The organism is Bacillus sp. FSL P4-0248 (assembly GCF_038593305.1).
GTDB lineage: Bacteria > Bacillota > Bacilli > Bacillales > Bacillaceae > Bacillus > Bacillus safensis.
Window position 1 is genome coordinate 2,289,785 of sequence record NZ_CP151983.1, and the last position, 24,521, is coordinate 2,314,305.

Below are 24,521 nucleotides of genomic sequence, written 5' to 3' on the forward strand. Positions count from 1 at the left end.
AATCACAATTTGTCTGTCTATCGAATACAATGAAAAAGTTTTCGACATATGATGAGGACCTTCAACAGGTGTGGATAATTTTACACACATTATCCACCTATATTCCATCACGCTTTCATTCAATTATAAACACTCTACCCACAAGTTATCCACTTAACCATGTGGATAACAGAACGATTGTTCTTGTTTCCCATTCATGGTAGATTAAAGGTACTTCAAAGACAGTCGATCAACCTATGATGATATGTCTTTTCCTCAAATTTTATGCCAACTTTTTCAGGGGAGGTGTTTTTCCCATCATATGGGTTTCTAGTATGAAAAAGCTGTCAGATGATTTACTTATAGAATCGTATTATAAAGCAAATGAAATGAACTTAAATCGCGACTTCATTGAATTAATTGAGACAGAAATGAAAAGACGTTCGCTCGGGCATATGCTCTCTGTTTCCTCTTAATTCCATATCACAGGAACCATGCCTCCCGAGCACTCTCCTTTTTTAAACTCAGGTGACTGATATTATATCACTTGCGCTATAGGCTTACTACTATTTTCCGTAAAAAACACCCCTTCTGATGAAAGAAGAGGTGTCTTAATTGCAAGGCTGTTCATTCCAAAACCATAACCCTCCGCCTACGACTAAAATGACCACAAGGAACACAACAAGAAAAGCGTAACCGATTCCTGCTCCTTGTGCTGGATAAGGCGAACACGCAGGGTAAGGATAAGGACATCCCCACATATCAGTTACCTCCTTCTAGGAAGATATACTGTTAGACTATGCTGGATGGATGGTCTTGTTTAGGCAGATGGCCATCATTTAAAAATGTTTGATGACATCACGCTCTTTGATTTCGTTATAAATAATTCTCGCCCCTTTTGGTGTCATATGATTGCCAGAAGGGTCGATTAAACCTGACTGAATCAGGGCATGATCACTATCTTCTCCAGCTTCTCGGATGAAAGCTTTCCAGTTGTCGACAAGCGGCACCTGCTCATCCTTCGCTACTTCTCTGGTGATATCATTATAAGAGTTTTGCCAGGCTCTTGCCCCGCCTCTCCCGGCAAAATAAGATGACTTATATCTAGAGTAATAATACAAGCCCTTTTTCCCGCCTTCTACAACAGGCACACAGGTCATGAGAATCGGGGTTATGCCTTCTTTTCTACTTTCAGAAACAAAGTAGATTAAATTTTCTTTAAACCGTTTTTTCGTCACTCGGGGATGTTTCCCGTCTAAAATCGCCGCATCATTCGTGCCGAACATGATGAGGACGTAAGTTGGTTTCTGTTTTAAAATATCCTGCTCAAAGCGAAGTTTCGCGTCTTCAGTCGTCTGCCCGCCAATGCCTGCATTCTTCACTTGAATTTGGCCGCGCTCGACGTTTTTCATGAGATTCACCCATTTTTCAGATGTTGGATAATCTCGAAAGTCCCAGTTTGATCCTCTTGTATTGCTGTCACCAAATGCAATGACGCTTTCTTGTACTGGCTTTGCGCACCCAGCAGCAACACATAGTAGGATAAAAAGGAAAACATATTTCTTCACAACATTCACCTCCAAAAGCCCTCTTCATATAGTAAACGACAAGACTTTTGGTTTCAATGAATGAATGTTTTTGACGAATGCTTCCTATTGCAGCTGAACAGGCATATATGCTTTGTCATGGTGCAGCAGTTCACTTACTTTTACAAATTCATAGCCCCTCTTCTTCAACTCAGGAATCACTTGTTTCAATGCTTCTACCGTTTGCTTGCGATTTCCTCCGCCATCATGTAAAAGGATGATATCGCCGCCTTGAATATGATCAATGATTCGGCTTGCAATTTTACGTGCGCCTGGTCTTGACCAGTCCTTCGGATCTTGCGTAAAGGACCACATGACCACATCATACCCTTGCTTTGATAGAATGCGGAATGATTTCATTGTTAAGCGTCCACCAGGAGGGCGAAATAATAAGGGACCGCCAGGCTGGAGTGAAGCGATATGAGCCGCTGATTCTTTTAATTCCCGCTTGATCTCCTTTGACGACAAAAGGTCAAAATACGTATGATTCATCGTATGATTGCCGAGTTCATTCCCCTCGTCCACAATCCGTTCTGCGATCATTGGATATGTATGAATTCGGCTCCCTATCACAAAAAAGCTTGCATTCACTTGATGCTCCTTCAGCACATCCAATATTTGATTTGTATACACTGGATGAGGACCATCATCAAAGGTGATCGCAATCTTTTTCCGTTCCGCTCTCATGTCCCAAAAGGCACGTCCCGTTTTTTCAAGATCGACTCGTTTTAATGTACGTGCCTCTATTTTATTAGGAATAAAAGCACATAGCAGCCATATACACATCAAGATATGCAGCCCTCTCATTCGACCGCCTCCTCCACCGAACATCATTACCGATAAATTGCCCGCTTTCTCATCAATTCATGCTCATATCCGCTTTTTTTTCAAATAAAAAAAGCCGGCCATAATTGGCCCGCTCTTTGTTTCACGTTTGGTTTCTCTCTTCAACTGTCGAACGTTGCTTAGAATTCATACAGACACTCTCCTTCTTGGATTTGATTTTGAGCCCATAATAATTTCTGATAATACTGGTTGGACTTCTTGTATTGTTGAGAGGCTTCTAAGGCTGTCGCAATTTCTAGTGAGATATCCTCTATATAAGAGTATAGGCTAAGTTTTTCCAAATAATCAATGGTTTTTTGCAGTTGGTCTTCATTGATTTCCTGAACATATAGAGCATCCAGGTACTCAAACATATGACAGAACAGCTGGTCTTCATGCTTCTTTGCAGCCAATTTCCCATCTTCTAATATGCGCAGGGCATCCGCCTGTTCATTCTGTCTAAAAAGCAGCTTCGCCAGCGTATAGAGCGTATGCGGAAGCGTTGGAAGCAGCTCTTTGCGGGCAAGATCAGCAGATTCCGTTAAATATCGTTCCGCTTCCTCTCTATAGCCAAGCTCACCATAACATTTTCCTAAATTATAGAGCGCTGAACTGTATATGCGCGGGTGATCAATTTGAGATGCGAGCTGTTTTGCCTTTTTTAAATGAGGCAGTGCCCGGTCTTTTCGTTTTAAATCTTGATAATTTCCTGAGATGACAAAGAGACATTGAATGATGCGAATGGTATACGCATCATGCTGATCGTATATTTCCAGCGCCTTTAAAATATGGTGCATGGAGACATGTGTTTGTTTCATGATATAGTAGGCTTCTGCCACTTTAAAATGAAACTCTGCCTGCTCAATATCATCAAATACCATGGACAGCTGCTTTTCTGCGACTCGATAATATTTGACGGCTTCTAAATATTCTTTTTGACTAAATTCATGCATGCCACGAAAAAATGCATGGTAATAATGCAGCATATCAGATAACTCATGATTGGAGTTTTCGATTTTATCGACTAGATTAGATACTGAGAAAGGTTGATATTTTGAAGGGTGTATATAGTCAAGCATGATTTGGTGCCGAAAACACATGAGCTGATAATAAATCAGTAAATGCTGGTCCTCTTCCATCTGTTCAATTTCCGCTTCAACTTCCGCTTTCAAGATTTCCGCATCTGGAACACTGAACTGCCGTATCATTCGATACCATTCATTAATTTTCATACCTACATGTGAAGATAGAACCTTCCCCATGTTCCGAAAAAACCCCTTCCTTTTCGGTCTAATATTACATATTTTAGCACGCTTCTTGACCGCCAAGCACCGCAAAGAAACCGCAAACATATGAGAGGAGCTGTAAAAAGAGACGAACATTTTTCGAAAAACATGATTTTTTCATCGTACAGACACAGACAATCCCCCCTTCACATACATTTGAGGATATAGGCAGCGGCCTAAACATGGTGGAGGTGAAAATCGTGGCAGGAGTATTTACAGCGATGGGATTGATGGTCAAAGAATTGGTGTTTTTAGTGTCCTATGTCAAAAACAATGCCTTTCCACAGCCCCTTTCGGGAGATGATGAAAAAAAATACTTAGCCCTCATGGCACAGGGCGATGAACACGCAAGAAACATGCTGATTGAACATAACCTTCGGCTCGTCGCCCATATTGTAAAGAAATTTGAAAATACCGGGGAAGACGCTGAAGACCTCATCTCCATCGGGACGATCGGACTCATTAAAGCCATCGAAAGCTATTCTTCTGGAAAAGGAACAAAGCTGGCAACGTATGCGGCGCGGTGTATTGAGAATGAAATTCTCATGCACTTACGCGCACTCAAAAAAACGAAAAAAGACGTCTCCTTGCATGACCCCATCGGTCAGGATAAAGAAGGCAACGAAATTTCATTAATTGATGTCTTAAAATCCGAAAATGAAGATGTAATTGATACCATTCAGCTCAACATGGAGCTTGAAAAAGTAAAAGAGTATATCGACATTCTCGACGGCCGAGAAAAAGAAGTCATCGTCGGCAGGTTCGGCCTTGATTTAAAGAAAGAAAAAACGCAGCGGGAAATAGCCAAGGAGCTTGGGATATCGCGGAGCTATGTATCCCGTATTGAGAAGCGCGCGCTGATGAAGATGTTTCATGAGTTTTACCGGGCGGAGAAGGAAAAACGGAAACGGGAGAAGGGGAAGTGAAAATAAATTTCCCTAACTTCTAACAAAAACAGACCTCGTGAGGTCTGTTTTTTTCGGCACTAAGCTACTGTCTCTTGACTGCGATGTCCTCTTTGCTAATTAAATATAGTTTGTTATTATCTTGATCTTTGCTAGGATAATGATCAACTAAATATTTTCTCAAGGTATTTAATTCAGCCATATCAATCATTTTTGACTCAATTGCATTTTCCCACATTACAATTAATGTTTCATCGTCTATTACCTCTAGCACTTGAGGAACAAATTTTTTATTTTCTCGTCTATACGCTTGATACGCTGTGTAAGAAACTGCATCTAGTACTGAATACCAGCCATATTGTTTTTGTTCATCTTTTTCTTTATTAGCGAACTCGGCTACATCCATATAATCTTCACTATCTATATAATTACATAAATCATCTGCACTTAACTCTTTCCCAGAAAGCCATTTCCAGCAATCATCTAAAGCTTTTTCTCCTATGTGGTAACCATCATCTTCTTTATCTATGAATGTATACATTTTTTCAGCTATTGCTAATCCTAGAGCAACTTTAGCTTCTTCACTAAGGTCATTTATAAAATCCATTCTATAGCCTCTTTCCTATTTTTTCATTTTAACAACATTTTCTGTAACACCATTTTTAACATCAAAAGATAAAGTATCTCTTGGATGTGGGACACTTGGATCTCGTTCTGTTGTTACTTTTATTTTCAATTCAGGATAGTGATCTGTCAGTTGCTTGAATATTCCTCTTTCCTCACTTGGAACTCGATCAAACAAACCTTTTGTACATTTATTACAAACTCCATTTGGATTGGATTGATGGATATTTAGTATACCTTTTATCTCTTCTGGTTTAAGTCCTGCCTTTTTAACTGCATCCTCAAATTCTGCTATTACGCCTTCTTCTGCATGATCCATAAATTGAGCGTGCCCTCTAACTGATCTTTTATATGGTGCCTTAATTTTCCGATCAGGATAAACTTCATCTAATGAAGGAAGACCTCCTTCTTTCCTAACTTTTGGTGACCCACCTTCGAACACGCTACGTTCCAAACCTCTGACATCTGTTTTTCCTACAGCAACAGTTTGAGTTTCTGGAACATTCCACTTCTTCCGTAAACGATCTAAATCAGACTTTCCTACGCTTGCTTGATTAAGGTGGGTGCTTTTCTGATTAATTCCCATTCTGCCATTAAACCCTTTCGCCCCAAACGGCAAAAGCATTCCAAGCGCCGCGTTCATACTTGCTTCCTGCTGTTCTTTTGAGATCTTGTTTCCAAACATATCGCGGCCTGTGATTGCTTCGCTGAAGCCGTTGGTGGCGGTGAGGCCATATAATCCTTTTTGAGATGTTTTCAGGGCGTCAAAGGATTTTTGTGATGTCTTGTAAATGTCGACTGCTCTGACTGCGGCTGATGTGGCTTGGGTGGTTTTATAGACTGCTTTCCCGCCTTTGAAAATGCGGCCTGCCCAGCCAACGATAGGGATGTAGCCAGCCGCTGCCATGCCGCCTGCCGCGACTCTCTGTCCTGCCGTGAGTTCCTCACCTGTGATTGGATCAATGCCTGTTGCGGCACGTTTTGCATCGTTCACACCGGTCAGTTCATTCACGATGTTTCCACCATAATCGAGGGCTTTTTCATACCAAGGACGGTTGGCGAGGGCTTCTTGTTCCTTTGCGATCTTGCGGGCTTCTTCTTGTTCTTTTTTGATTTTCAGATATTCAGAAGTTTGCTTCTCAATATCGCTCTTTGCCTTGTAAATGTCGCTATTTTGATACGCTTTCTTATCAAAATTCATAGGCGAAATCGCTTTTCCGTCATTTGTCGCATTCATCATTTCAGCATACAATGCCATTGTAGCTTGCTGCTCCGTCTCTGACAAAGCATATTCATCTTTTAAATTTTGATCAAGCTCGCTTAGATCTTTGACCGTCTTTTTTCGTTCATCTTCCGCATCTTCTATTTTTTCATCAAAAGTTTGACTATCAAATACCTCTAGGGAAATAAGGTCATCAATGTCTTGAAAAATCGTTTTGAGTGCCTTTTTTTGATCCTTTACAATGCTTTTGGCATTCTTGATGCCCATATGTACTGCGTTGTCTAAAAAGTGTTCTTCTACAAAGGTATCGCCGCCAAAGCTCGTATCATCAAGTGTCCCAGAAACACCTTCATGAAAGGCTTTTTGCTTATCTATGAAGCTGATAAACATGTCTACATTTCCGGCGAGCTCTTTATAAAAGCTTTTAATGTTATCGGCACCTTTCCCAGTAAAATCATCACCTAGGTTGGCAACACCTTGTAATGCCTTTTTTAAATCTAACATTTGTTCACGGAGTTCCTGATAGTGTTTTGCCCTTGTGTCCATTGCACTTGTTAGTGCTTTTGCATCAAGTATCTTACCAATTCACTCCTTCCTATTCATTGACAAGGTCAATTTTACCAACACAGGGTTTGTCATGAAATAGGAATAAAGATATAAAAACAGCACTCAGAGATTCAGAGTTCTTAAAAATTTAAACGTGTAATACGAACTCTTTCTTTAGCCTATCTCGTTACCACCTCCAAAACTCTATGTTTGATTTTTTTCAGGACTGTACTGCTCTTCTCTCATAACCCTTTGAAAAATGAGGATATTCATCATAATGTAAAAATTTAAGATAAATACATTTTGAAGCAGTTATATTACACCAATCTATGTGATCAACTATAATAATTTTTCAATTAAAGCGGGGCTGACAAAATGGAGAATCTAGAATTCCCTCTAATCACGCGCTTGTATAAAATAAACTTTCTTAAAGATTTTTTCACCCTTCCAAAATGAGAACATTAGTTCTATAATAGATTTAAAAGTTATCGAATTGAAACGCTTTTCATAAAGAAATATAACACACTTAGAGAGTTGGATTAGCTCATTTAAATTTAAATAGCATTACACATCCTGCTGTGCTCCATCTATTAAATATCTCATACCGATAAATTGATTGAGATATGAAACAAATCGCTTATTTTTGTCTCAATATTGGAGAATTGAAGGAAACTCAAGCTATTCTTTAGAAATATTGTATTCTTAACCCTTATGTTGAAAACCTCAAATTTTCTCAGATTGATCATTATAATATTGTTCGCATAATAGCTGGTCTTTTGAATATAACCTCTACAACTTTCAATTTGATTAACAGTAGTACCCATATTTAACTAACAATGTTACAATTAACCTAAAAATTAAGGGGTTAATTGAGATGAATTTACAATTTTACAATGCATACATTACTTTCAACGGCCAAAAAACTACAATTCCATTCTTCGAAATTTTAGACGGGATTTTCACATTACATGCACCACAGAAATATAAAGAAATTAAAAATACTGGTTTCTCATTAATTCAAATGAAAATCCCAACTCAAAACTATAATGATGTAAATGATCGCGTTGTCTGCTTCGCACATTATAGAGATGGACAAAAACCGTATTTAGGAAGTAAACGAAGTGATAGGATGGATGAAATTGCAGATGACGTAATTGAAAAAACCACTGCTGTATTTCAATATACAAATAAATTATTTATATGTGAATATAATCATTACGGTGCAAAACCAAAAAATATTGAGAATTATTTATCTACATTCCTTCCGAAACAAGAAAATAACGAATGGGGAGTAACCTTGGTTGAAGTTGAACCGAATATTGGTATAGAAGATGTAAGAGATTCAAATGATATCAGACAAGTTGAATTTAAATTAAATTTATCTACCCACCAAAGGAATCGATTCTTTATAAATACTGTACCCGATTCTGTTTTAGGTAACTTGTTCAGAGATACTCTTAGAATACAAGAAAAGGTGGGAGGTAATATTGCAAAAATCACCTTTGGAAGCGGCAGAAAAAAATCAAACAGATTAGATTCCCAAGGTATTATTGATTTTATAAATCTTTTAGATTTAGATAGCGACCTTTATGAATCAGTAAAGGTCAGATATTTTAGTAATCAATTAAACTCCCTATATGAATTAGACTTGAAAAATGCAGGAGTTCTTAAAAGAAGTATAGAACCTGAAGGGACTTCATGGGAGATAATCGGTGATAATATTCAACAAGAGTTTTACGATCATGGTAGGCCTGGTGAAGGTAGGTACACTAGATTCCAAAATAGTTTAATTGTCGTTGAAAAATTACCTTCACTAGTTATAGACACAACTGTAATTGTGAAATAGCATGAAAATAAAGAGAGGCTTTAATTTATTGTAGAGGAGCAGAACAATTAATGACATATAAATCACTATTAAGTTTCTTTGAAAAATTTATTGTCCTCCTTCCAATAATAATTTTAAACTTATCTATAACAACTGTGAAAATGTTCTTTAATGATCATTTTGAATCATTAATTGAAATATTAAAAAATATCATATTCCCTAAAGAAGGGACACTTGTATCAATCGCAGCTATCTTTATAGGTCTTTATTTCACAATTTTCACCTTGCTTAGAGCCTTTAGATTAGACTCAACAATAAAAATTTTAACTGAAGATAACTTTTTAAAATTAATCAAATATATTAGAAATGCTTTTCTCCTTGCATTTACTTATATTTTTGTTACATTATTTTCTTCATTGTTAATATCTTATTGGATTGGGATTGTGGTTCTTTTAAATTTGTTGTTAATGATGTTTCTTAGTGCATTTCGATTTTTATTAATAATGTATATTATCTTCTCAAGAGATGCTAAGAAATACTATGAATTAACTGAACAAGAAGCTGTCGAAAAACAAAAATTTGAAACAACAATAAACAGATTAAATTTATTTCTTAACGATCAAGACAGGATAAAAGCAACTGAACGCTCATTGCGACTTGATGAAGAGCTCAGAAAAAGAAATGAAGAAAAAACTAAAGATTACAGGTGACACACCTAACCTTTTCTTAAAATCAGAAAATAAAGATGTGATTTACAACTATTTCAATATGGGACTTGAAAAATAAAGGAACTTCTAGTTAAAAACAGACCTTGCTTGATCTGTTTTTAACTTGTATTATGAACTTTTTTCCACATTAGTACCTTTTTTCATACTTGTTAAGAGAAAAGAGCCTATTAAACATAAATTTCACTACAAATTAAAAATAATACCCGAGTAATAACTAAGTACTGTTTAAACTTTATGCCACTATATTGTTTCTTTTGAAAAATGTTCAAAAAATTATTACCTACATCATCCCACTTCTCATATTCCGTTGAAAACGTTAACCCGTAACTTTTCTCATCAAAAAAACAATAACCATCTTCCTGTTTCTAAACTCTTAAAAAACACGCCTTCATAATCACAACCTTGTTCATCATATCCTACATGTAAATGCATACTCTCATCTAAACTATGTATTCTTTCATTTGTACACACTTTCACCTTACTCCCCTAACTTTTCACTTCATGCTGAAACTCAATATTCCTCAACTCGACCCATTCAACAGAGTCAGGTACCTTTTTTGTCATCAAAAAATGTTGAATGATTTGATATGCCTGATTGCGGTCGACATAGCTGCACGATGGCACATGCAATGGTGATCCTGCTATGAAATGCTCGATCGTTTCGATCTTTTCTACCTTTTGAAAAGGGACTAAACAATCTGGATATCTGATGATAAAGAATCCATACGGCTCAGTATAAAAGAAAACTAGAGTCTCGCATTCCCAATCTTCCTCTATCTCAATGGAAGATTCCCCGTTACCTTGTTTCCAATACTCTTCACCCTCCTGAAAGAAGATCTTTTTCATGAATTCTTCTCCCGGATTTTCTACTGGAGCTTCTGTAGGCCCGTAGTATAAAAACATCAATATCGCTCCTTCATGCCTATATCAATTTGGATTTAACCAATTGTTCTATTCCCCTCAAAATCATAAAAAGCTTGTGTTTGCTGGTTTAATTTTAGCATGTGAGATAGCTTTGGGTTTAGCTTTTGAAAGGTTTGAGTACTGACCCATTTTACTTCTTCAATATCCTGATCCGGATCTAGAATGTTCATCTCTCCTCCGGTGATTCCCGCAAAGAACGTAATGATAAGCGCATGATGTTTTTTATCTTGAAAGAACGCTTCTCGAACCGAATGAAGTTCATTTACTTTGACAACATACCCTGTCTCTTCTTTTACTTCACGGATGACAGCCTGCTGCAGGTGTTCACCTTTTTCCACAGCACCGCCTGGAAGTTCCCAATATCCCTTTACATTCTTGACTGTTAATAGATTTTCTTCCTCATCATAAATAATAGCTGAAACCACGTCTACTCGATTCAAATAAATCCCCCTCAACATTCTCCATTCAAATCAATTGCCGGATATATGACACGAACTGTTCATTTTAGACATTCTTATTATACTGTATTAGTAGTCAGCGATTGGAGGACAGAGCATGTGGATGATCATCATTTTACTTGTTGGACTTGTGGGATTTACAGGAAATATCGTTTCTCTTTTGAGACAAATCAAAGCGTCCAACGAGAAAATCATCCGACTGTTAGAACAGTAAAAACCGAAAAAATAAAACCTCTCGCATCTAGCAGGAGGTTTTTGCCATAGGAGAAATCTTCCCGTTACTCATCAAATAACATATTTCTGATTCGCCGAATATAATGAAACGCAATATGAGCGAGACATAAAATGAGCCCAATCATCGCAAGAATATAGATGGGCAGCATCAAACCAGGTACATAGTTTATAACAAATCCCAAGCTAAACGCTGTCAGCATATATATGCTGATCAACCTCATCAACACCATTCGAAGCCCTCCCTTTCTACAATCACTTTAACATATTTTCCCTTCATTCTCATAATTGGCTTTAAAAAAGATGCGAATCCATTAAGACTCGCATCTTTTTTACGTATTCAATTCACCTTTTTCGCCCGTGCTTCCTTCCACTGCTCAAGCTCCGATACTGTTAGTAATTGATATCCTTGTTTGGTCAATTCCTTGATGATCGTGACAGCCGCATTGGCAGAAGTGTCATAGATGTCGTGCATTAAGACGGTTTCTCCACTAGACGCATGGGTAAGAATGTAGTTGGCGACGTATTGGCTGTTTCGATATTTCCAGTCTTCAGGATCTACATCCCAAAGTGTGACTTTCATGTTGACAGCCGCGTTGATCTGCCCGTTTGTTCCACCATATGGCGGTCTAAAGTGAGTCGGTGTGAACCCGCCTGCTTTTTCAATGATTTGCTGCGTATCTTCTACTTGTTTGATGGCTTGTTTTAATGGCAGTCTTGTGAGTAAAGGGTGGTTATAGGAATGATTTCCGATTTCATTTCCACCTTTTCTGATTTCACCTAGCATATCGGGATAATATTGAACCCTGCTTCCTAGTACAAAAAATGTCGCGCGTCCTTTGTTTTCTTTTAAAGCTGTTAAGATTTTTGATGTCGTTGATGGATTTGGTCCATCATCAAATGTAAGGGCAATGGCTTTTTGATTTGGGTTGAATCCTCCCTGTTTTGGCAGTTTTACGATCTTTCTTTTTGCGATCGGTTCTTTTTTCTCGTTTTTGTTCTTTTCTTTATTGATGTATTCTGGCTTTAACATTCCTTTAAGCAGTGTTTTTTTAATCGCCAGCACTTGAGGACCTTTTTTGTCTGGTGCAATTTGCCCTGCTGGGAAGTAGAATTCAATAAAACGATCTTTGATAGCAAAATACTGATAATGCTCTGCCTCAGGAGATGTTCCTTGTTTAAGCAAATGCTCATTTTCCGCAAGAGAGCGATCTTTTTTTAACTCCTCAAATGTCATTTGAGACAGTTTTTGCAGACTTTTTTTCTTTGATAAAAATAGATCATCTATTGATAAAAACTGCTGTTTCTTGAAATCAAAATTGAATATCTTCGTTTCATGTGCGCCTTTTACTCCGCCTTTCCATTCATATGTATTGAATTTGATCGCAGCAGTTTGTTTGGCATAATGAGTAATCTCATAATCTATGTTTAATTCGTATCGATGATCTTCATCGACATCACTTGCTTCACTAAACGATGTTTTGAATTTATCGAGCGCTGTTTCTGCAAATCTTTTCATCTCTTGATCTAGCTTTTTTTGATGAAACACAGGATAGTTCACAGCATATCTCAAGTATCTCCCGTCATTCACGAGGGCCACAATTTCAACTTCTTTATAGCTCGCATCTGGTTCTACCTTCTTCTTCTCTGTCCCGCTTGCCTGCTGATTATGATAAAACGCAGCGATTCCGATGATCATCGCAAGTCCGCATAGGACGAGACTGACTTTCCATTTAATTGACACAATGATTCTCCTCTCGTGATGCCGTCATGCCTGAATGACGTGTGTTTGTAGGATAGACTTTGCATGCCCCCTTTTTAGTTTGCAAATCACACATTTGTCACATTTACGACACATTTTTAGAGAGGAATAAAAAAAGGACTTGATTTCTCAGTCCTTTGATTACTTTTGCATATATAGTTGAAATAATTTCGTTTCTTCATCAATGGAACGCGCTCGATCAAATGCCGCTCTGACTGTCTTTGTATTGTTAATAAGCTCGTACAGCATGGTCAGCACAAAGATAAATGCTGCATTCCCATCAATGTAATCGTCCGGCGCCGAATAAGATGTAGCCCCTGCCTCTAAAAAAGCATCTGCTAAATTTTTCTCTCCTAGTGTGCAGCCTGTAGAGATGACATGAACTCCTTCTAAGGAGGCATACCGCTTGATTTCATCCGCTCCAAAGGCAGTATCTCTAGGCTCCTCATCTTCGTAAACATCTTCCCCTAATTCAGGCATGATAAATGCTCCTTCTTCACCGTGAAACGATAAAAGAAGGTAATCTATTTCTCCTCTAACTCTACCAGATAACACATGAATCAGATCATTCGGTCTTCCAATCCAATGCATATCGACTTTCACGCCGAAGTTTTCAAGTGCTGCACGCAGGGCAAAAGATTCCAGCTCACTATTGGGTCCTGCTGCTAATATGATACGCATGGCCTGTTGATCCACTTCTATCTCCTCCAGACTATGATAAAAATAAAACCATTTTTTCCTCATCTGCATATGTATCAGTCCATTTTAGCGCTTTTTCTTCGACAGCGTACGACTCAAATCCAACGGAGCGATAGAGGCGTTTGGCTGAGTGATTAGTTGTCACCACTGATAAATACATTTGCTCGATATCCTCCTGTTCTCGCGCGAAGGAAAGAGCTTTTGTCATCAAGGACTGGCCTGCTCCTTTTCCGCGTGCACTAGGTGTTACATACATCGCAGTCAGATTCGCTCGGTGCTTTAACTTCTGCAAGGTTTCTTGGATGAGCGTGACTGCCCCCACAAGCTGCCCTTGATGAAAAGCTCCAAAAGTCCACATAGATTTCGACGAAGCAAAACGCACTTTATATTTATCCTCTATATTGATTGGCTCTTCCTCATAGCTCATCGCAAAACCCTCTGGATTTAATTGCAGTGCTTCTAATCTGAGTGCTGCATATTCTTCAGCATCATCTGGTGTTAACAATCGAATATTCAGAAAATCGCCTCCAAAAGAAATGATGGATACTTCTAATTTTATCTTGAAAGGAGATTTTGATCAAAGGATATTGGCCCCTCTGCACATATCTCTTACCTATATGCAAATTAGAGTCGCTTCCCCATCTGTAAAAACAAGGTATTTCCGATCATGTTTACGTGTTTTATTCTAGCAAAAACGATTCTTTTCTCACTTATCTTTTCACTTTATTTATATTAATCTATAACTAATTCATGAAAAAAATGAAAAAAAAGGATTGCGATGAACTAAAAGATAGCTTAAGATATAATAGTAATAAAAATACAAAAAAGGGAGGAATTTGATATGACAGAAACAAAAAACGAAATCAAACTACATGTTCTTTTTGGTGCTTTAGCAGTAGGATTCCTTATGCTAGCTCTTTTTTCCTTCTCGCTACAAATACTGCCCGTTGCTGATCTAGCAAAAGAATTTGGTATTCCAGGCAGTGTTGCAGCAGTTGTTCTGAACGTGGTTGAAGCGGGCGGGGCTGTTACAACAATTATCTCCATTTTAACTGCTGTAGGATCAGGTGGTCTTTCTCTCATTGCAGCGGCTGGTAAAGAGACAATTCGCCAGTACCTTAAAAACGAAATTAAGAAAAAAGGCCGTAAAGCTGTTATTGCTTGGTAATTCAATTTTATGACCCAATAGAAGGAGACTTTGTTCTCCTTCTATTTAAATTTTTATGCAGGTGAGAAGATGTTATATCCATTATTATCACTACTTCTATCAATTAGAATGAAACAACAATATTCAAATCTAGCTCAGTTTATAATACGCAGGGTTCCATTTTTCAAATCGTTTACTTCTAAACAATACATATTATTTTCTTGCATCCTTGATATTTTATTCGGATGCCTGATTGTATTCGTTATTTCTTCATATCTTTACTCCCCGGTCTATCAAATAGAATGGGAAAGTGCTTTTGTGATATTTTTGTTCCTTTTCTCTATTGTCAAAGGAATTGAATCTTATAGAAGAACACATATTCTTCCTTTTGAAGAGTTGATACAGCTTGCACCTATATCCGCGAGACACCTTTTTCAAACGCTTTTGTTTTCTGAGTTGGTATGGCTTCTATTTACGAGCTTGAGTACTTATTTGATCTATTTTCTCTTTCAATATTTCATTGCTCAAACACATGACTGGATATTCTGGTTGAAGCATCTCAATGTTATATTGACAGGCTTCTTACTTTTTATCGTCAGCAATAAGATATTTGGTGCTTACATCTATAACATTGTCGTAAAAAAAATTGGGATCATCCGTGTTCTTTTTTTCACAAGCATCTCTTTACTTTTTTTCTTATGTGGAAGAGTTCTAATATCAAACATTGTTTTCCCTTTTTATTACACTTTCCGACAACTTTTTCAATCAATTTCTTCGCTTGCAGAAGATGCGTTTTGGATTACACTTTCAAACAACTTGATGTCTTTATATCAGAATAATCTTCAACAAATCCATCATGCTTTATTTTCACAGGATTCGGTATTTCTACAATTTCTAGAGCTTTTTACTTCACCCGTCACATTTTTCGTGGTGATATTAGCGGCAACACTCGTCATGAAGACCCCTGTTCGCTGGATTCCGACTGGAAAAGAGCATGATCAAAACTCAAAACATTTTAAAGATTTATTTTATTGGTACTTTCAAGCACTTGATAAAATTCAGGGCTCGCTGTTTCAAAAGAATATGTTGATTCAAAAAGACCTTAAGGTGTTAAAAGAAAAAAGATGGCTGCTGTCTAAAGAGTTTTTTAATTATATGTTCATGTCATATGAAGCCTTCTTCTATGTCGGGATTATGACCGGCTTGATCTCGCTTATTGATCATCAAGCCTTGCAAATTCAGCTATTATTCACATTAAATGTGATGATTTTAGCTAATCAAACATATGAAATGAGAATGCTGACCCCTTCTATATTTTCTTTGAGTGCTGAAAAAAAGAATATTTGGCTCTATGAGCTTTCTCAAACATCTCTTATGCAGTTTTTCTTATCAAAAATCCAGTTATTTTATTGTTTATTTTCCATACCGTCACTCTTTCTACTGTTCATTAATCTATCAATCATGAGTGTATATCACCTTTTTGATGTTCAGATGCTCATTCAATTGGTAGCATTGGGAATTGGCTTTTTCATTTTCCCATTGATTCAGCTGTATTTGTTTCCATTCACAACGAAATTCAATTTTATTCACGAGCATGAAATAGGGACAACCAATGAAGAAATAGAAGTTATCGATAAAGGACAGGCCTTTGCAAGGAATTTTCTCGTGTTGCCTTTCATGTACTATATGATCTTGACCTCTTTTCTACCTATTTTGCAGCATTCTACAAGTCTCATAAGCGTTCTGTTTGCTTTATATTTTGTGATCGTTTCAGTAATTTGCTGGGTGTTATGCCGAAAGACCATCTATAAAGGGATTGAATATGTTGAAAAAAATAAGATGTTTTATATCGGAGAATAGACTGATTCTACGCCTCGGTTACCTCTACGCTGCTATCTTTATTGCAGCTGTGCTAATCGGAAGCCTTCTTCCTTATGATCAGATTCCTTATCTTAAAAAGGATGAAGAGATGTTTTTTCTATCTATTTTCTTAAACAATTTACAAGTTGGAATGGCAATATTAGGCATTGGAGCTTTTACAGGCGGCATCATGTCTGCAGGCATTCTTTTTTACAACGGCTACATTATCGGCAAACTCGTTCAGTATTTGATTGTCAATCACGAAGCGCAGCAGCTATTTACAGGATTACTGCCTCATGCTTTTGTAGAAGTTCTTGGATTAATTCTGTTCTCAATCGTCAGCTCTTATCCTTTTATTTATCTTTATCGATTTATAAAAGGAGAAACGATTGAATTAAAAAAACTGACCCTAACTGTGCTTCAATTGATTTTTGCAGCAGCCGTTCTTTTATTCATAGCATCTCTTTTAGAGCAATACGTTAGCCATGTACATCTACCATAGAAGAAAGGAGAATGTGGTTCCATGGAGCTACTTCTACGACCTAAGCAATTTTTCAATCAAAATCAATCGATTAAAACCATTGTAGGCCTCGTCTTACTATCATTATTTGTGTCGACTGTCTTTTTAACATTTTTTATTATTGATTTGTTAGTAGATAAACCTTTATCCACTGGGAAACAACTTGCCAGCATTATTTTTATCTTTTTGCTGACAATCCCGCTTTATTTCATTTTAAATTTTCTCAGTACTGTTCTAACTTCTATTTATATGTATTTTTTTCATAAAGCTTTTATTTTACGCAAAATGTATCTTGTTATTTTGGTTTATAATGCATTTCTTTTATTAGTGAATAGTGCAGCGATCTATTGTGTGATGGTGTTACAATTAGATAACTATTTTCTCTTGATTCAAATAGTTTCCTTCTTATTCAACTTATATCTTTTACGCATCCTTTATGATGGAATTATTTACTATGCTGAAGGATCAAAAAAAGCTGCCTTAGCAACTGTGATCTTGTATATGCTTGTGACGACTGCATTTGTTATTGGAGGATTCATCAATGGCTAAACTTCAAGTGTCTCAGCTATCTTTTCGCTATGAAACAACAGAAGAGACTTCTCCCCTTCTCGATCATGTGTCATTTGATCTGAAAGAAAGTGATCGAGCTTGTATTATTGGAAAGAACGGCAGCGGTAAATCGACACTTTTAAAGATCATCGCAGGTCTGCTTCCTTCAGCATCAGAAACGATTTTACTTAACGAGCAGCATCACCCTGGAATGGCTCAATATAAAAATCTAGTAGCGTACATTCCAGATAAACCTTTAGTTTATGATGCGCTCACTGGTTTCGAGCATATGGAGCTTATCCAGTCTTTATGGAAAATGAAAAAGTCGGAAAAGGTTTTATACAAAGAGACCTTTCTATCGCTTTGTGATGCATTTGATTTAACTCATGCCCTAAAGATGCCTGTCAAACAGTATTCTTTGGGCATGAGATATAAACTTTTTTTAAATTGTATGCTGGCAAGATCTCCAGAGCTGATTATTCTTGATGAGCCTTTTACCTCTCTTGATGAAGCCTCTCAAATACAATCGATTTCTTTATTAAAAAAAGAATTCTCACATCGATGTGTTTTATTTACAAGCCATCAGCGCTACCTTTATTCAGAATTAGGAAATCGTTTCTTTCAGCTGGATCAAGGACAATTAAATGAAATGGAGCATTAGACATACAAAAGGCATCCTTTAAAAGGATGCCCCCTTCATTACCACTTACAGCGCTTCACCGGACGGCAGCAAGGGTTTTTGATATCACTGCCGCAATCGTATTCTTCTACAATGTACTCGTTGTGAGTCGATTCAGTGACCGGATAGTAGTTTTCGATTCTTTTAATGTTTTTATTGATGTTTTTAATATGCGTTGGATGGATTTTTCTGATCGTTTGTTCATTCGTTCTTGTGTTGACAATTTGACGTGTGGGGAAAACAACCGTTTCTTCTCCTCCTTGGTTTCCTCTGCGAGGTCCAAAGAAGAAATCATCTAATCGATTTCGGCTCATCTTAACACCCCTTCAAGTTGTCTTTCACTTACACTCTATCGTATGTCAGAGGCACCTTTCGTGATTAGATGCATGTCTATTTTTAAAAAAATCCACTTTCTATCTATTTTTCTCTTTCTTTACAAAAGGACAATTTTAACATATTATACAAATGATATCTTACGAAGACAGGCCATCCATGAAAACAAAACATCAGCTCTTTTTATTCAATGCATTTTTTCCACTCATTATCAAATAAGAGGTGAACGATATGATCAACACGACACAGCCATTCGAACGAAACAAGCTAGACATTGCACTTGAACTAACTCAATTACATCTGAATCAATATCAAACAAACCATCCTGATCAGCTGAGTGAAATCTATGCGAAATATTACGCGCTGCTTGAAGTGCTGGATTTGTCTTCCTATGATCAATTGATTGATTTACTGCCAGATGAGCTTAAACAGACACTTGAGTAAAAAACCATCTACCCACATGGGATAGATGGTTTTCTTTATTTATACACGAGCTGCCATATCGGTTTCGATTTGCTCTAAGCTTCTTCCCTTTGTCTCGACTAGCACAAATCGGGTGAATAACAGCCCGATTAAGCAGATGACTCCGAATGAGGAGAAAATGACCCCAAAGCTGAATTGATCAGCCAAAATAGGGAAAACGAGTCCAACTGCTAACGATCCGGTCCAGTTAAAGGCAGAAGAGATACCTGCTCCAATGCCTCTGACAGAAAGCGGGAAGATTTCGCCGATGATGATCCAAGTGATCGGTGCCCACGAGAAGGCATAGCACAAAATAAAGCAGCAAAGTGAAATCAATGTTACCCAGTTTAAAATTCCTTCACTGACGCCAAGTGCCCCTAATGCGGCGGGAGCAAAGAAAGAAAGAGCCATGCCCGATCCTCCTACGGTGAGAATCGTTCGGCGGTCGAAGCGGTCAACAAATTGTAAAAAGATCACGGTCGTGACGACAAAAATGACACCGACAATGACTGTAAAACCTGCGGCAACCTGAGGTGCAAGCCCTACATTCCGAGCGATACTCGTTGCATAATAGACAATGGAGTTCGCGCCTTGAATTTGCTGAAGGGTTGCCATTCCAACCCCAATGAAAAGAGCCATTCTGAATTTCTTTTGAAACAATTCACGAATCCCCGAGCGTTCTTCTTTGGCGACTTCTAAAATTTCCTGCATTTCTGATTCGATTTCTTCACGAGAAGAACGCAGTGATCCTAATACTTCCCGTGCTTTATGAGCCATGCCGTGTTTAATCAAATATCTCGGAGATTCAGGAAGCTTCAGCATACCAATATAAAGCACGATCGCAAATAAAGCGGCACTTCCCAGCATCCAGCGCCAGCTGTCTGGGATGGGCTCAAACACAAATGCAACAATATAGCTGAGCAATAGACCAGTTACAATCATGAGCTGATTGAGCCCAGATAATTTCCCGCGGATTTTAGCAGGAGCGATTTCAGACATGTAAGCAGGAACCAAAGATGAAGCTGTTCCTACAGCTGTCCCTAAAAAGATTCGAGCGATGGTGAGTGAAATCTCTTCTGGTGCGACAGCTGATCCGATCGCCCCGACAAAAAAGATCACGGATGAGACCAAAATGAGTTTTCTGCGGCCAAATTTATCCCCTAAGAGACCGCTTAAGATGGAGCCAATGATGGCCCCGCCCATTAATGAAGAGACAACGATTCCAAGCCATAATGGGCTGAGCTGAAATTCTTCCTGAATATGTCCTTCCGCCCCTGCAATAATACCAATATCATATCCAAATAAGATGCCTGCAAAGGACCCGAAAAAGAAGATAAATTTGCTTGACACTTTTTTCTCCAAGTGGATGACCCCCTCACTTAATTAACCGCTTTCATTTCACCCGGTGCTTCTACTGTAACCAGTAGAAGACCTTTCCCCCTTCTATAAAACCACATATTCTGCATTGACTAGCTTTGCAAAGTGAACAATTTGATCAACCTTTAAATTGAGAGACACGACTGTATGATGGCCCCCGCCTTCTTTAATCCATGCTTTGACGCCATCCTGAAAATTCGGTTTGATTTTCCACAATACACGCGCAACTGGTAAATGAGGTGCTGCTTCCTCTGGCTCAAAGGCTTCGACTTCTTGTATGAGCCATTTGAAATGTGTTCCAAAATCCGCTATAGAGACAACGACACCCTCGCCTGCTTTTCCATCAAACACAAGACGTGCTGGATCCTCCCGGTTTCCGATCCCAAGTGGAGACACGACAATGACAGGTTTTGTATGGGCGAGCGCTGGATCTACTTCCAGCATATGAGATTGCAGCACTGCTTCCTCTCCAGACGTCATTTCATATGTGTAGTCCTCCATAAAACCAGTGGATTGATGATGGCTCATCACCTTTAATAAGCGGTCCAGTGCGGCCGTTTTCCAATCGCCTTCTCCAGCAAAGCCGTATCCCTTTGCCATCAGCCGCTGTACCGCAAGTCCAGGCAGCTGCTTCATCCCATGTAAATCTTCAAAGTTTGTTGTAAAGGCATTATAGCCGCCTTCATCTAAGAAACGTTTGATGGCGATCTCATATCGCGCCTGCACCTTGACACTTTTTTCCCACTCTTCAACTGAATACGTTCCATAATTCACATCATATTGCGTTAAATACTCAGCAAATAATGCATCTACCTCTTCGTCTTCTACTGCATTTACATATTCGACGAGATCGCCTATTCCAAAGTAGTCAACGGTCCATCCTAATTGAATCTGCGCTTCGATTTTATCGCCTTCTGTCACGGCTACATGCCGCATGTTGTCGCCAAACCGGGCTACTTTGATGTGAAAGCTCTCATGATAGGCAGCTGCAACGTCCATCCAATCCGCAATTTGCTGCTGCACTTCCGGCTTAGACCAATGACCGGTCACAATTTGGTTTTGTTTATTTAAACGTGCATTAATATAGCCATATTCTCTGTCTCCATGTGCGGATTGATGGAGATTCATATAGTCCATGTCGATCGTGTCCCACGGAATCTTTTCATAATATTGTGTAGCAAGATGCAAAAGAGGCTTTTGCAAAAGGCTGGTGCCGCGTATCCACATTTTTGCTGGAGAAAATGTATGCATCCACGTCATCACACCGACAACTTCATCGCGATAATTGACCTCTTTCATAAGCTTTGTGATTTGATCGGCACTGACAGCCAGGTCCTGCAAGATCACTGGATAAGGAAGTAAACCGCTCTCATTTAAAGCATCCGTCATCTTTTGTGCATCTGCTTTTACTTTTTTCAGTGCTTCATCACCATATAAATGCTGTGACCCAACGATAAACCAAAACTCTTTTTTCAGGCTTGTTAACATAAATATCCCTCGTTTCTTTATCTTGAAGGTTTTTGTCCGTAATACGCATGCTTTCCATGTTTTCTTAAGTAATGTTTATCTAAAATTCGCTGCGGCAATGGCTCAGCAAATTCGTTCAATTGCTTGGCAAAAAGATTCATCTTGGCGACTTCATCTAAAATCACACTGTTTGTGACCGCACTTTTAGCATCCTTCCCCCATGTAAATGGACCATGCCCTTGAAGCAATACACCCGGCACCGCCATCACATCTAGGTTTCTTTTCTCAAACGTTTCGATGATCAGCTTGCCCGTTTCTACCTCATAACCCCGATTGATTTCTTCTTCTGTTAGAAAACGAGCGCACGGAACGGCGCCGTAAAATGTATCGGCATGTGTTGTGCCCATTGCTGGTAAATCAAGTCCTGCCTGCGCCCAAACGGTTGCCCACATGGAATGGCTATGTGAAATGCCGCCAATTTCCTCAAAGTGTTTGTAAAGAACTGCATGTGTAGCTGTATCTGACGAAGGGCTCAATTCTCCTTCCACCACTTCACCATCAAAGTTCACCACGACCATATCTTTTGCTGATAGTTGGTCATACGCTATGCCGCTCGGCTTAATCACAAACAAACCACTGTCACGATCACATGCACTGACATTGCCCCATGTAAATTTCACAAGTCCGTATTTTGGCAAATCTAAATTTGCTTGATACACTTCTTCTTTTAAGCGATCTAGCATACCGTCGTCACTCCTTTCTTTGGCATGAGATGCGCTACCGCTGCTTCTTCAATCGCAAGACCATTTTGATAGCGCTTTAAAAATTCGTTAAAGCCTTTGACATCGAGTGGATCGGGCTCCATGAGTTCTTCTGATGTATGGGCAAATACGCGATGGGTGAGAAATTCAGCCAATGTTTGCTGCTGCTGATGGACCATATACGAAGCAAGGACAGCCATCCCAAACGCACCGCCTTCTCCGGCTGTTGAAACGACTGATACAGGTGTATTCAGTGCTGCGGCAACCATTTTTTGTCCAACGAGCGGTGTTTTAAATAATCCCCCATGCCCTAGTAAGCGGTCGATCACTACATGTTCCTGTTCCTTTAACCGGTCCATACCTATTTTCATAGCACCAAAAGCAGAGAACAAATGGGTTCGCATGAAATTAGCGAGGTTAAAGCGGCTTTCAGGAGACCTGACAAAAAGAGGTCTTCCTTCTGGCAGTCTCGTAATATTTTCACCAGAGTAATAGCCATAGCTTAAGAGTCCGCCGCCATCTCGATCTGCTTTTAAAGCTTGCTGCAATAAGGATTCGTATAACCTTTCTGACTCCACTTGCAGGCCAAGTGCTTCAAATGCCTCTCTGAATATATTCATCCAAGCGTTTAGGTCACTTGTACAGTTATTCGCATGAACCATGGCAACTGGCAGTCCATCCGGCGTCGTGACAAGATCCACTTCTGGATACACACCTTTTAGATCCTGCTCCAGCACAATCATGGCAAAAACCGACGTCCCAACAGAAATATTCCCGGTCCGTCTTTCTACACTGTTTGTCGCCACCATTCCCGTTCCAGCGTCACCTTCCGGCGGGCAAAATGGAATGCCTGGCTGCAAATGTTTTCCTTGATCCAAAATGGCTGCTCCTGCTGCCGTTAACACGCCAGCCTCCTCACCTGCTAAATAAACACGCGGCAGAAGATGACGAAGCTTCCACGGATAGCCTTTTTCTGCAATCAATGCTTCAAATTGCTGGAGCATTTCTTCATTGTAGTCCTTCGTTTGTTCGTCAATTGGGAACATCCCTGACGCATCGCCAATACCAATGGCCTGCTTTCCGGTTAACAGCCAGTGAATATATCCTGACAAAGTGGTCATATATTCTAATCGGGATAGATGTTTTTCATCTTCTAATACCGCTTGATACAAATGGGCAATGCTCCATCTTTCTGGAATATGAAATTGAAATACGTCTGTCAGCTTTTGACTCGCCTCGATGGTCGTTCCGTTCCGCCATGTTCGGAACGGAACGAGAACCTCTCCTGTATGATCACATGCCACATAGCCATGCATCATCGCTGATACCCCGATTGAGCCAATGGTTTGAATGGTCACACCATACTTTTGCTCGGCCTGTTCTTTCATCTCTCGATACGCCACTTGCAGACCTGTAATGATATCAATTAAGTTGTACGTCCATATTCCATCTTGGAGAAAACTTTCCCATTCATATGCACCTTGTGCAATTGGCTGAAATTCCTCATCTATTAAAATCGCTTTAATTCGTGTTGAACCAAATTCAATGCCTAAAGATGTCCGTCCTTCTTTCAAGGCTTTGGCCGTCTCTTTGTGATCCACTCTACGTTCACCCCCATTTTTGATAGCGGTTTCAATTTTCTTTTTCTAGATTCATTGATTCTCTGGTACAATCACAATATAATATTTGTACGTACATATGTCAATAATAAATATAGTTGTACATACATAATGCGGCAAAAACTTTCATTTTTTCTGAAGGGGTCA

General features: G+C 38.9%; 27 protein-coding genes. 10 read left to right on the plus strand and 17 right to left on the minus strand.

Annotation, left to right across the window (positions count from 1 at the left end):
• Window positions 1–314: 314 nt before the first annotated feature.
• Entirely contained in the window at window positions 315–455 is a 141-nt protein-coding gene (locus tag NST65_RS11700) for a sporulation histidine kinase inhibitor Sda (protein WP_003217327.1), read from the plus strand.
• Window positions 456–590: 135 nt separating this feature from the next.
• On the opposite strand, the gene NST65_RS11705 is transcribed toward NST65_RS11700, so the two are convergent.
• The 4 genes from NST65_RS11705 to NST65_RS11720 form a co-directional block, all read right to left on the minus strand.
• On the minus strand, window positions 591–740 hold the full coding sequence (locus tag NST65_RS11705) for a hypothetical protein (RefSeq protein ID WP_162842499.1): 150 nt from the start codon (window positions 738–740) through the stop codon (window positions 591–593).
• A gap of 78 nt (window positions 741–818) precedes the next feature.
• On the minus strand, window positions 819–1,547 hold the full coding sequence (locus tag NST65_RS11710) for a GDSL-type esterase/lipase family protein (protein ID WP_034280072.1): 729 nt from the start codon (window positions 1,545–1,547) through the stop codon (window positions 819–821).
• Between the two features lie 84 nt (window positions 1,548–1,631).
• Window positions 1,632–2,372 (minus strand): polysaccharide deacetylase family protein, encoded by a 741-nt coding sequence (locus NST65_RS11715; RefSeq protein ID WP_111926433.1) that lies wholly within the window; start codon window positions 2,370–2,372, stop codon window positions 1,632–1,634.
• Between the two features lie 158 nt (window positions 2,373–2,530).
• Complete coding sequence (locus NST65_RS11720; protein ID WP_024427938.1) at window positions 2,531–3,652, minus strand: tetratricopeptide repeat protein; 1,122 nt, start codon at window positions 3,650–3,652, stop codon at window positions 2,531–2,533.
• A gap of 221 nt (window positions 3,653–3,873) precedes the next feature.
• Between NST65_RS11720 and sigK the strand changes: the two genes are divergently transcribed.
• Window positions 3,874–4,602, plus strand: a complete 729-nt coding sequence (gene sigK, locus NST65_RS11725) for an RNA polymerase sporulation sigma factor SigK (protein WP_034738387.1) — start codon at window positions 3,874–3,876, stop codon at window positions 4,600–4,602.
• A gap of 64 nt (window positions 4,603–4,666) precedes the next feature.
• On the opposite strand, the gene NST65_RS11730 is transcribed toward sigK, so the two are convergent.
• On the minus strand, window positions 4,667–5,188 hold the full coding sequence (locus tag NST65_RS11730; RefSeq protein ID WP_065214616.1) for an Imm6 family immunity protein: 522 nt from the start codon (window positions 5,186–5,188) through the stop codon (window positions 4,667–4,669).
• A gap of 15 nt (window positions 5,189–5,203) precedes the next feature.
• Window positions 5,204–7,012: a T7SS effector LXG polymorphic toxin gene (locus tag NST65_RS11735; protein ID WP_081279472.1), complete on the minus strand. Its 1,809-nt coding sequence runs from the start codon at window positions 7,010–7,012 to the stop codon at window positions 5,204–5,206.
• 835 nt (window positions 7,013–7,847) lie between these two features.
• Between NST65_RS11735 and NST65_RS11740 the strand changes: the two genes are divergently transcribed.
• Both NST65_RS11740 and NST65_RS11745 read left to right on the plus strand, forming a co-directional pair.
• Window positions 7,848–8,819 (plus strand): DUF6731 family protein, encoded by a 972-nt coding sequence (locus NST65_RS11740; protein WP_065214615.1) that lies wholly within the window; start codon window positions 7,848–7,850, stop codon window positions 8,817–8,819.
• A gap of 50 nt (window positions 8,820–8,869) precedes the next feature.
• Window positions 8,870–9,508 (plus strand): hypothetical protein, encoded by a 639-nt coding sequence (locus NST65_RS11745; protein ID WP_065214614.1) that lies wholly within the window; start codon window positions 8,870–8,872, stop codon window positions 9,506–9,508.
• 504 nt (window positions 9,509–10,012) lie between these two features.
• Here NST65_RS11745 and NST65_RS11750 read toward each other — a convergent pair.
• From NST65_RS11750 to NST65_RS11775, 6 genes are all read right to left on the minus strand, one after another.
• The gene (locus NST65_RS11750; RefSeq protein WP_065214613.1) at window positions 10,013–10,429 is read right to left on the minus strand and encodes a hypothetical protein; all 417 of its coding nucleotides are present in this window, start codon (window positions 10,427–10,429) and stop codon (window positions 10,013–10,015) included.
• Between the two features lie 35 nt (window positions 10,430–10,464).
• Window positions 10,465–10,890, minus strand: a complete 426-nt coding sequence (locus tag NST65_RS11755) for an NUDIX hydrolase (RefSeq protein ID WP_111926431.1) — start codon at window positions 10,888–10,890, stop codon at window positions 10,465–10,467.
• Between the two features lie 296 nt (window positions 10,891–11,186).
• A complete protein-coding gene (locus tag NST65_RS11760; RefSeq protein WP_024427930.1) occupies window positions 11,187–11,372 on the minus strand; it encodes a hypothetical protein in 186 nt (61 codons plus the stop codon).
• A gap of 107 nt (window positions 11,373–11,479) precedes the next feature.
• Window positions 11,480–12,883: a polysaccharide deacetylase family protein gene (locus NST65_RS11765; protein WP_342488849.1), complete on the minus strand. Its 1,404-nt coding sequence runs from the start codon at window positions 12,881–12,883 to the stop codon at window positions 11,480–11,482.
• Between the two features lie 159 nt (window positions 12,884–13,042).
• Complete coding sequence (locus tag NST65_RS11770) at window positions 13,043–13,597, minus strand: hypothetical protein (RefSeq protein ID WP_024427928.1); 555 nt, start codon at window positions 13,595–13,597, stop codon at window positions 13,043–13,045.
• 16 nt (window positions 13,598–13,613) lie between these two features.
• Window positions 13,614–14,105: a GNAT family N-acetyltransferase gene (locus NST65_RS11775; protein WP_034622811.1), complete on the minus strand. Its 492-nt coding sequence runs from the start codon at window positions 14,103–14,105 to the stop codon at window positions 13,614–13,616.
• A 336-nt stretch (window positions 14,106–14,441) separates the two neighbouring features.
• Between NST65_RS11775 and NST65_RS11780 the strand changes: the two genes are divergently transcribed.
• From NST65_RS11780 to NST65_RS11800, 5 genes are all read left to right on the plus strand, one after another.
• Window positions 14,442–14,768: an uberolysin/carnocyclin family circular bacteriocin gene (locus tag NST65_RS11780; RefSeq protein ID WP_024427926.1), complete on the plus strand. Its 327-nt coding sequence runs from the start codon at window positions 14,442–14,444 to the stop codon at window positions 14,766–14,768.
• A 933-nt stretch (window positions 14,769–15,701) separates the two neighbouring features.
• Window positions 15,702–16,607 carry a hypothetical protein gene (locus NST65_RS11785; protein WP_232624190.1) on the plus strand — a complete coding sequence of 302 codons (906 nt, stop codon included), beginning with the start codon at window positions 15,702–15,704 and terminating at the stop codon, window positions 16,605–16,607.
• A complete protein-coding gene (locus NST65_RS11790; protein ID WP_226014623.1) occupies window positions 16,570–17,109 on the plus strand; it encodes a stage II sporulation protein M in 540 nt (179 codons plus the stop codon). The genes NST65_RS11785 and NST65_RS11790 overlap by 38 nt, the downstream gene beginning before the upstream one ends.
• 21 nt (window positions 17,110–17,130) lie before the next feature.
• On the plus strand, window positions 17,131–17,676 hold the full coding sequence (locus NST65_RS11795; protein WP_044332175.1) for a hypothetical protein: 546 nt from the start codon (window positions 17,131–17,133) through the stop codon (window positions 17,674–17,676).
• Window positions 17,669–18,337, plus strand: a complete 669-nt coding sequence (locus NST65_RS11800; protein ID WP_024427923.1) for an ABC transporter ATP-binding protein — start codon at window positions 17,669–17,671, stop codon at window positions 18,335–18,337. Before NST65_RS11795 ends, NST65_RS11800 begins: the two co-directional genes overlap by 8 nt.
• A gap of 38 nt (window positions 18,338–18,375) precedes the next feature.
• Here NST65_RS11800 and NST65_RS11805 read toward each other — a convergent pair whose 3' ends face one another.
• Window positions 18,376–18,669 (minus strand): CotD family spore coat protein, encoded by a 294-nt coding sequence (locus tag NST65_RS11805; RefSeq protein WP_111926427.1) that lies wholly within the window; start codon window positions 18,667–18,669, stop codon window positions 18,376–18,378.
• A 250-nt stretch (window positions 18,670–18,919) separates the two neighbouring features.
• Here NST65_RS11805 and NST65_RS11810 point away from each other — a divergent pair, with 250 nt between their 5' ends.
• Window positions 18,920–19,132 carry a hypothetical protein gene (locus tag NST65_RS11810; RefSeq protein ID WP_024423072.1) on the plus strand — a complete coding sequence of 71 codons (213 nt, stop codon included), beginning with the start codon at window positions 18,920–18,922 and terminating at the stop codon, window positions 19,130–19,132.
• Window positions 19,133–19,171: 39 nt separating this feature from the next.
• On the opposite strand, the gene NST65_RS11815 is transcribed toward NST65_RS11810, so the two are convergent.
• The 4 genes from NST65_RS11815 to NST65_RS11830 form a co-directional block, all read right to left on the minus strand.
• On the minus strand, window positions 19,172–20,512 hold the full coding sequence (locus NST65_RS11815; protein ID WP_034280034.1) for a sugar porter family MFS transporter: 1,341 nt from the start codon (window positions 20,510–20,512) through the stop codon (window positions 19,172–19,174).
• 81 nt (window positions 20,513–20,593) lie between these two features.
• Window positions 20,594–22,015, minus strand: a complete 1,422-nt coding sequence (gene araA / locus NST65_RS11820; RefSeq protein WP_111926425.1) for an L-arabinose isomerase — start codon at window positions 22,013–22,015, stop codon at window positions 20,594–20,596.
• A 17-nt stretch (window positions 22,016–22,032) separates the two neighbouring features.
• On the minus strand, window positions 22,033–22,737 hold the full coding sequence (locus NST65_RS11825; protein ID WP_041118053.1) for an L-ribulose-5-phosphate 4-epimerase: 705 nt from the start codon (window positions 22,735–22,737) through the stop codon (window positions 22,033–22,035).
• On the minus strand, window positions 22,731–24,356 hold the full coding sequence (locus NST65_RS11830) for an FGGY-family carbohydrate kinase (RefSeq protein WP_111926423.1): 1,626 nt from the start codon (window positions 24,354–24,356) through the stop codon (window positions 22,731–22,733). Before NST65_RS11830 ends, NST65_RS11825 begins: the two co-directional genes overlap by 7 nt.
• Between the last annotated feature and the right edge of the window lie 165 nt (window positions 24,357–24,521).

Bases quoted from the DNA above. Each gene is read 5' to 3' on its own strand.
- NST65_RS11760 (WP_024427930.1), bottom strand. From the start codon at position 11,372: ATGGTGTTGATGAGGTTGATCAGCATATATATGCTGACAGCGTTTAGC.
- NST65_RS11740 (WP_065214615.1), top strand. From the start codon at position 7,848: ATGAATTTACAATTTTACAATGCATACATTACTTTCAACGGCCAAAAA.
- NST65_RS11705 (WP_162842499.1), bottom strand. From the start codon at position 740: ATGTGGGGATGTCCTTATCCTTACCCTGCGTGTTCGCCTTATCCAGCA.
- NST65_RS11825 (WP_041118053.1), bottom strand. From the start codon at position 22,737: ATGCTAGATCGCTTAAAAGAAGAAGTGTATCAAGCAAATTTAGATTTG.
- NST65_RS11790 (WP_226014623.1), top strand. From the start codon at position 16,570: ATGTTGAAAAAAATAAGATGTTTTATATCGGAGAATAGACTGATTCTA.
- NST65_RS11805 (WP_111926427.1), bottom strand. From the start codon at position 18,669: ATGAGCCGAAATCGATTAGATGATTTCTTCTTTGGACCTCGCAGAGGA.
- NST65_RS11800 (WP_024427923.1), top strand. From the start codon at position 17,669: ATGGCTAAACTTCAAGTGTCTCAGCTATCTTTTCGCTATGAAACAACA.
- NST65_RS11780 (WP_024427926.1), top strand. From the start codon at position 14,442: ATGACAGAAACAAAAAACGAAATCAAACTACATGTTCTTTTTGGTGCT.
- NST65_RS11810 (WP_024423072.1), top strand. From the start codon at position 18,920: ATGATCAACACGACACAGCCATTCGAACGAAACAAGCTAGACATTGCA.
- NST65_RS11720 (WP_024427938.1), bottom strand. From the start codon at position 3,652: ATGGGGAAGGTTCTATCTTCACATGTAGGTATGAAAATTAATGAATGG.
- NST65_RS11715 (WP_111926433.1), bottom strand. From the start codon at position 2,372: ATGAGAGGGCTGCATATCTTGATGTGTATATGGCTGCTATGTGCTTTT.
- NST65_RS11795 (WP_044332175.1), top strand. From the start codon at position 17,131: ATGGAGCTACTTCTACGACCTAAGCAATTTTTCAATCAAAATCAATCG.
- NST65_RS11745 (WP_065214614.1), top strand. From the start codon at position 8,870: ATGACATATAAATCACTATTAAGTTTCTTTGAAAAATTTATTGTCCTC.
- NST65_RS11785 (WP_232624190.1), top strand. From the start codon at position 15,702: ATGAAGACCCCTGTTCGCTGGATTCCGACTGGAAAAGAGCATGATCAA.
- NST65_RS11750 (WP_065214613.1), bottom strand. From the start codon at position 10,429: ATGTTTTTATACTACGGGCCTACAGAAGCTCCAGTAGAAAATCCGGGA.
- araA (WP_111926425.1), bottom strand. From the start codon at position 22,015: ATGTTAACAAGCCTGAAAAAAGAGTTTTGGTTTATCGTTGGGTCACAG.
- NST65_RS11700 (WP_003217327.1), top strand. From the start codon at position 315: ATGAAAAAGCTGTCAGATGATTTACTTATAGAATCGTATTATAAAGCA.
- NST65_RS11730 (WP_065214616.1), bottom strand. From the start codon at position 5,188: ATGGATTTTATAAATGACCTTAGTGAAGAAGCTAAAGTTGCTCTAGGA.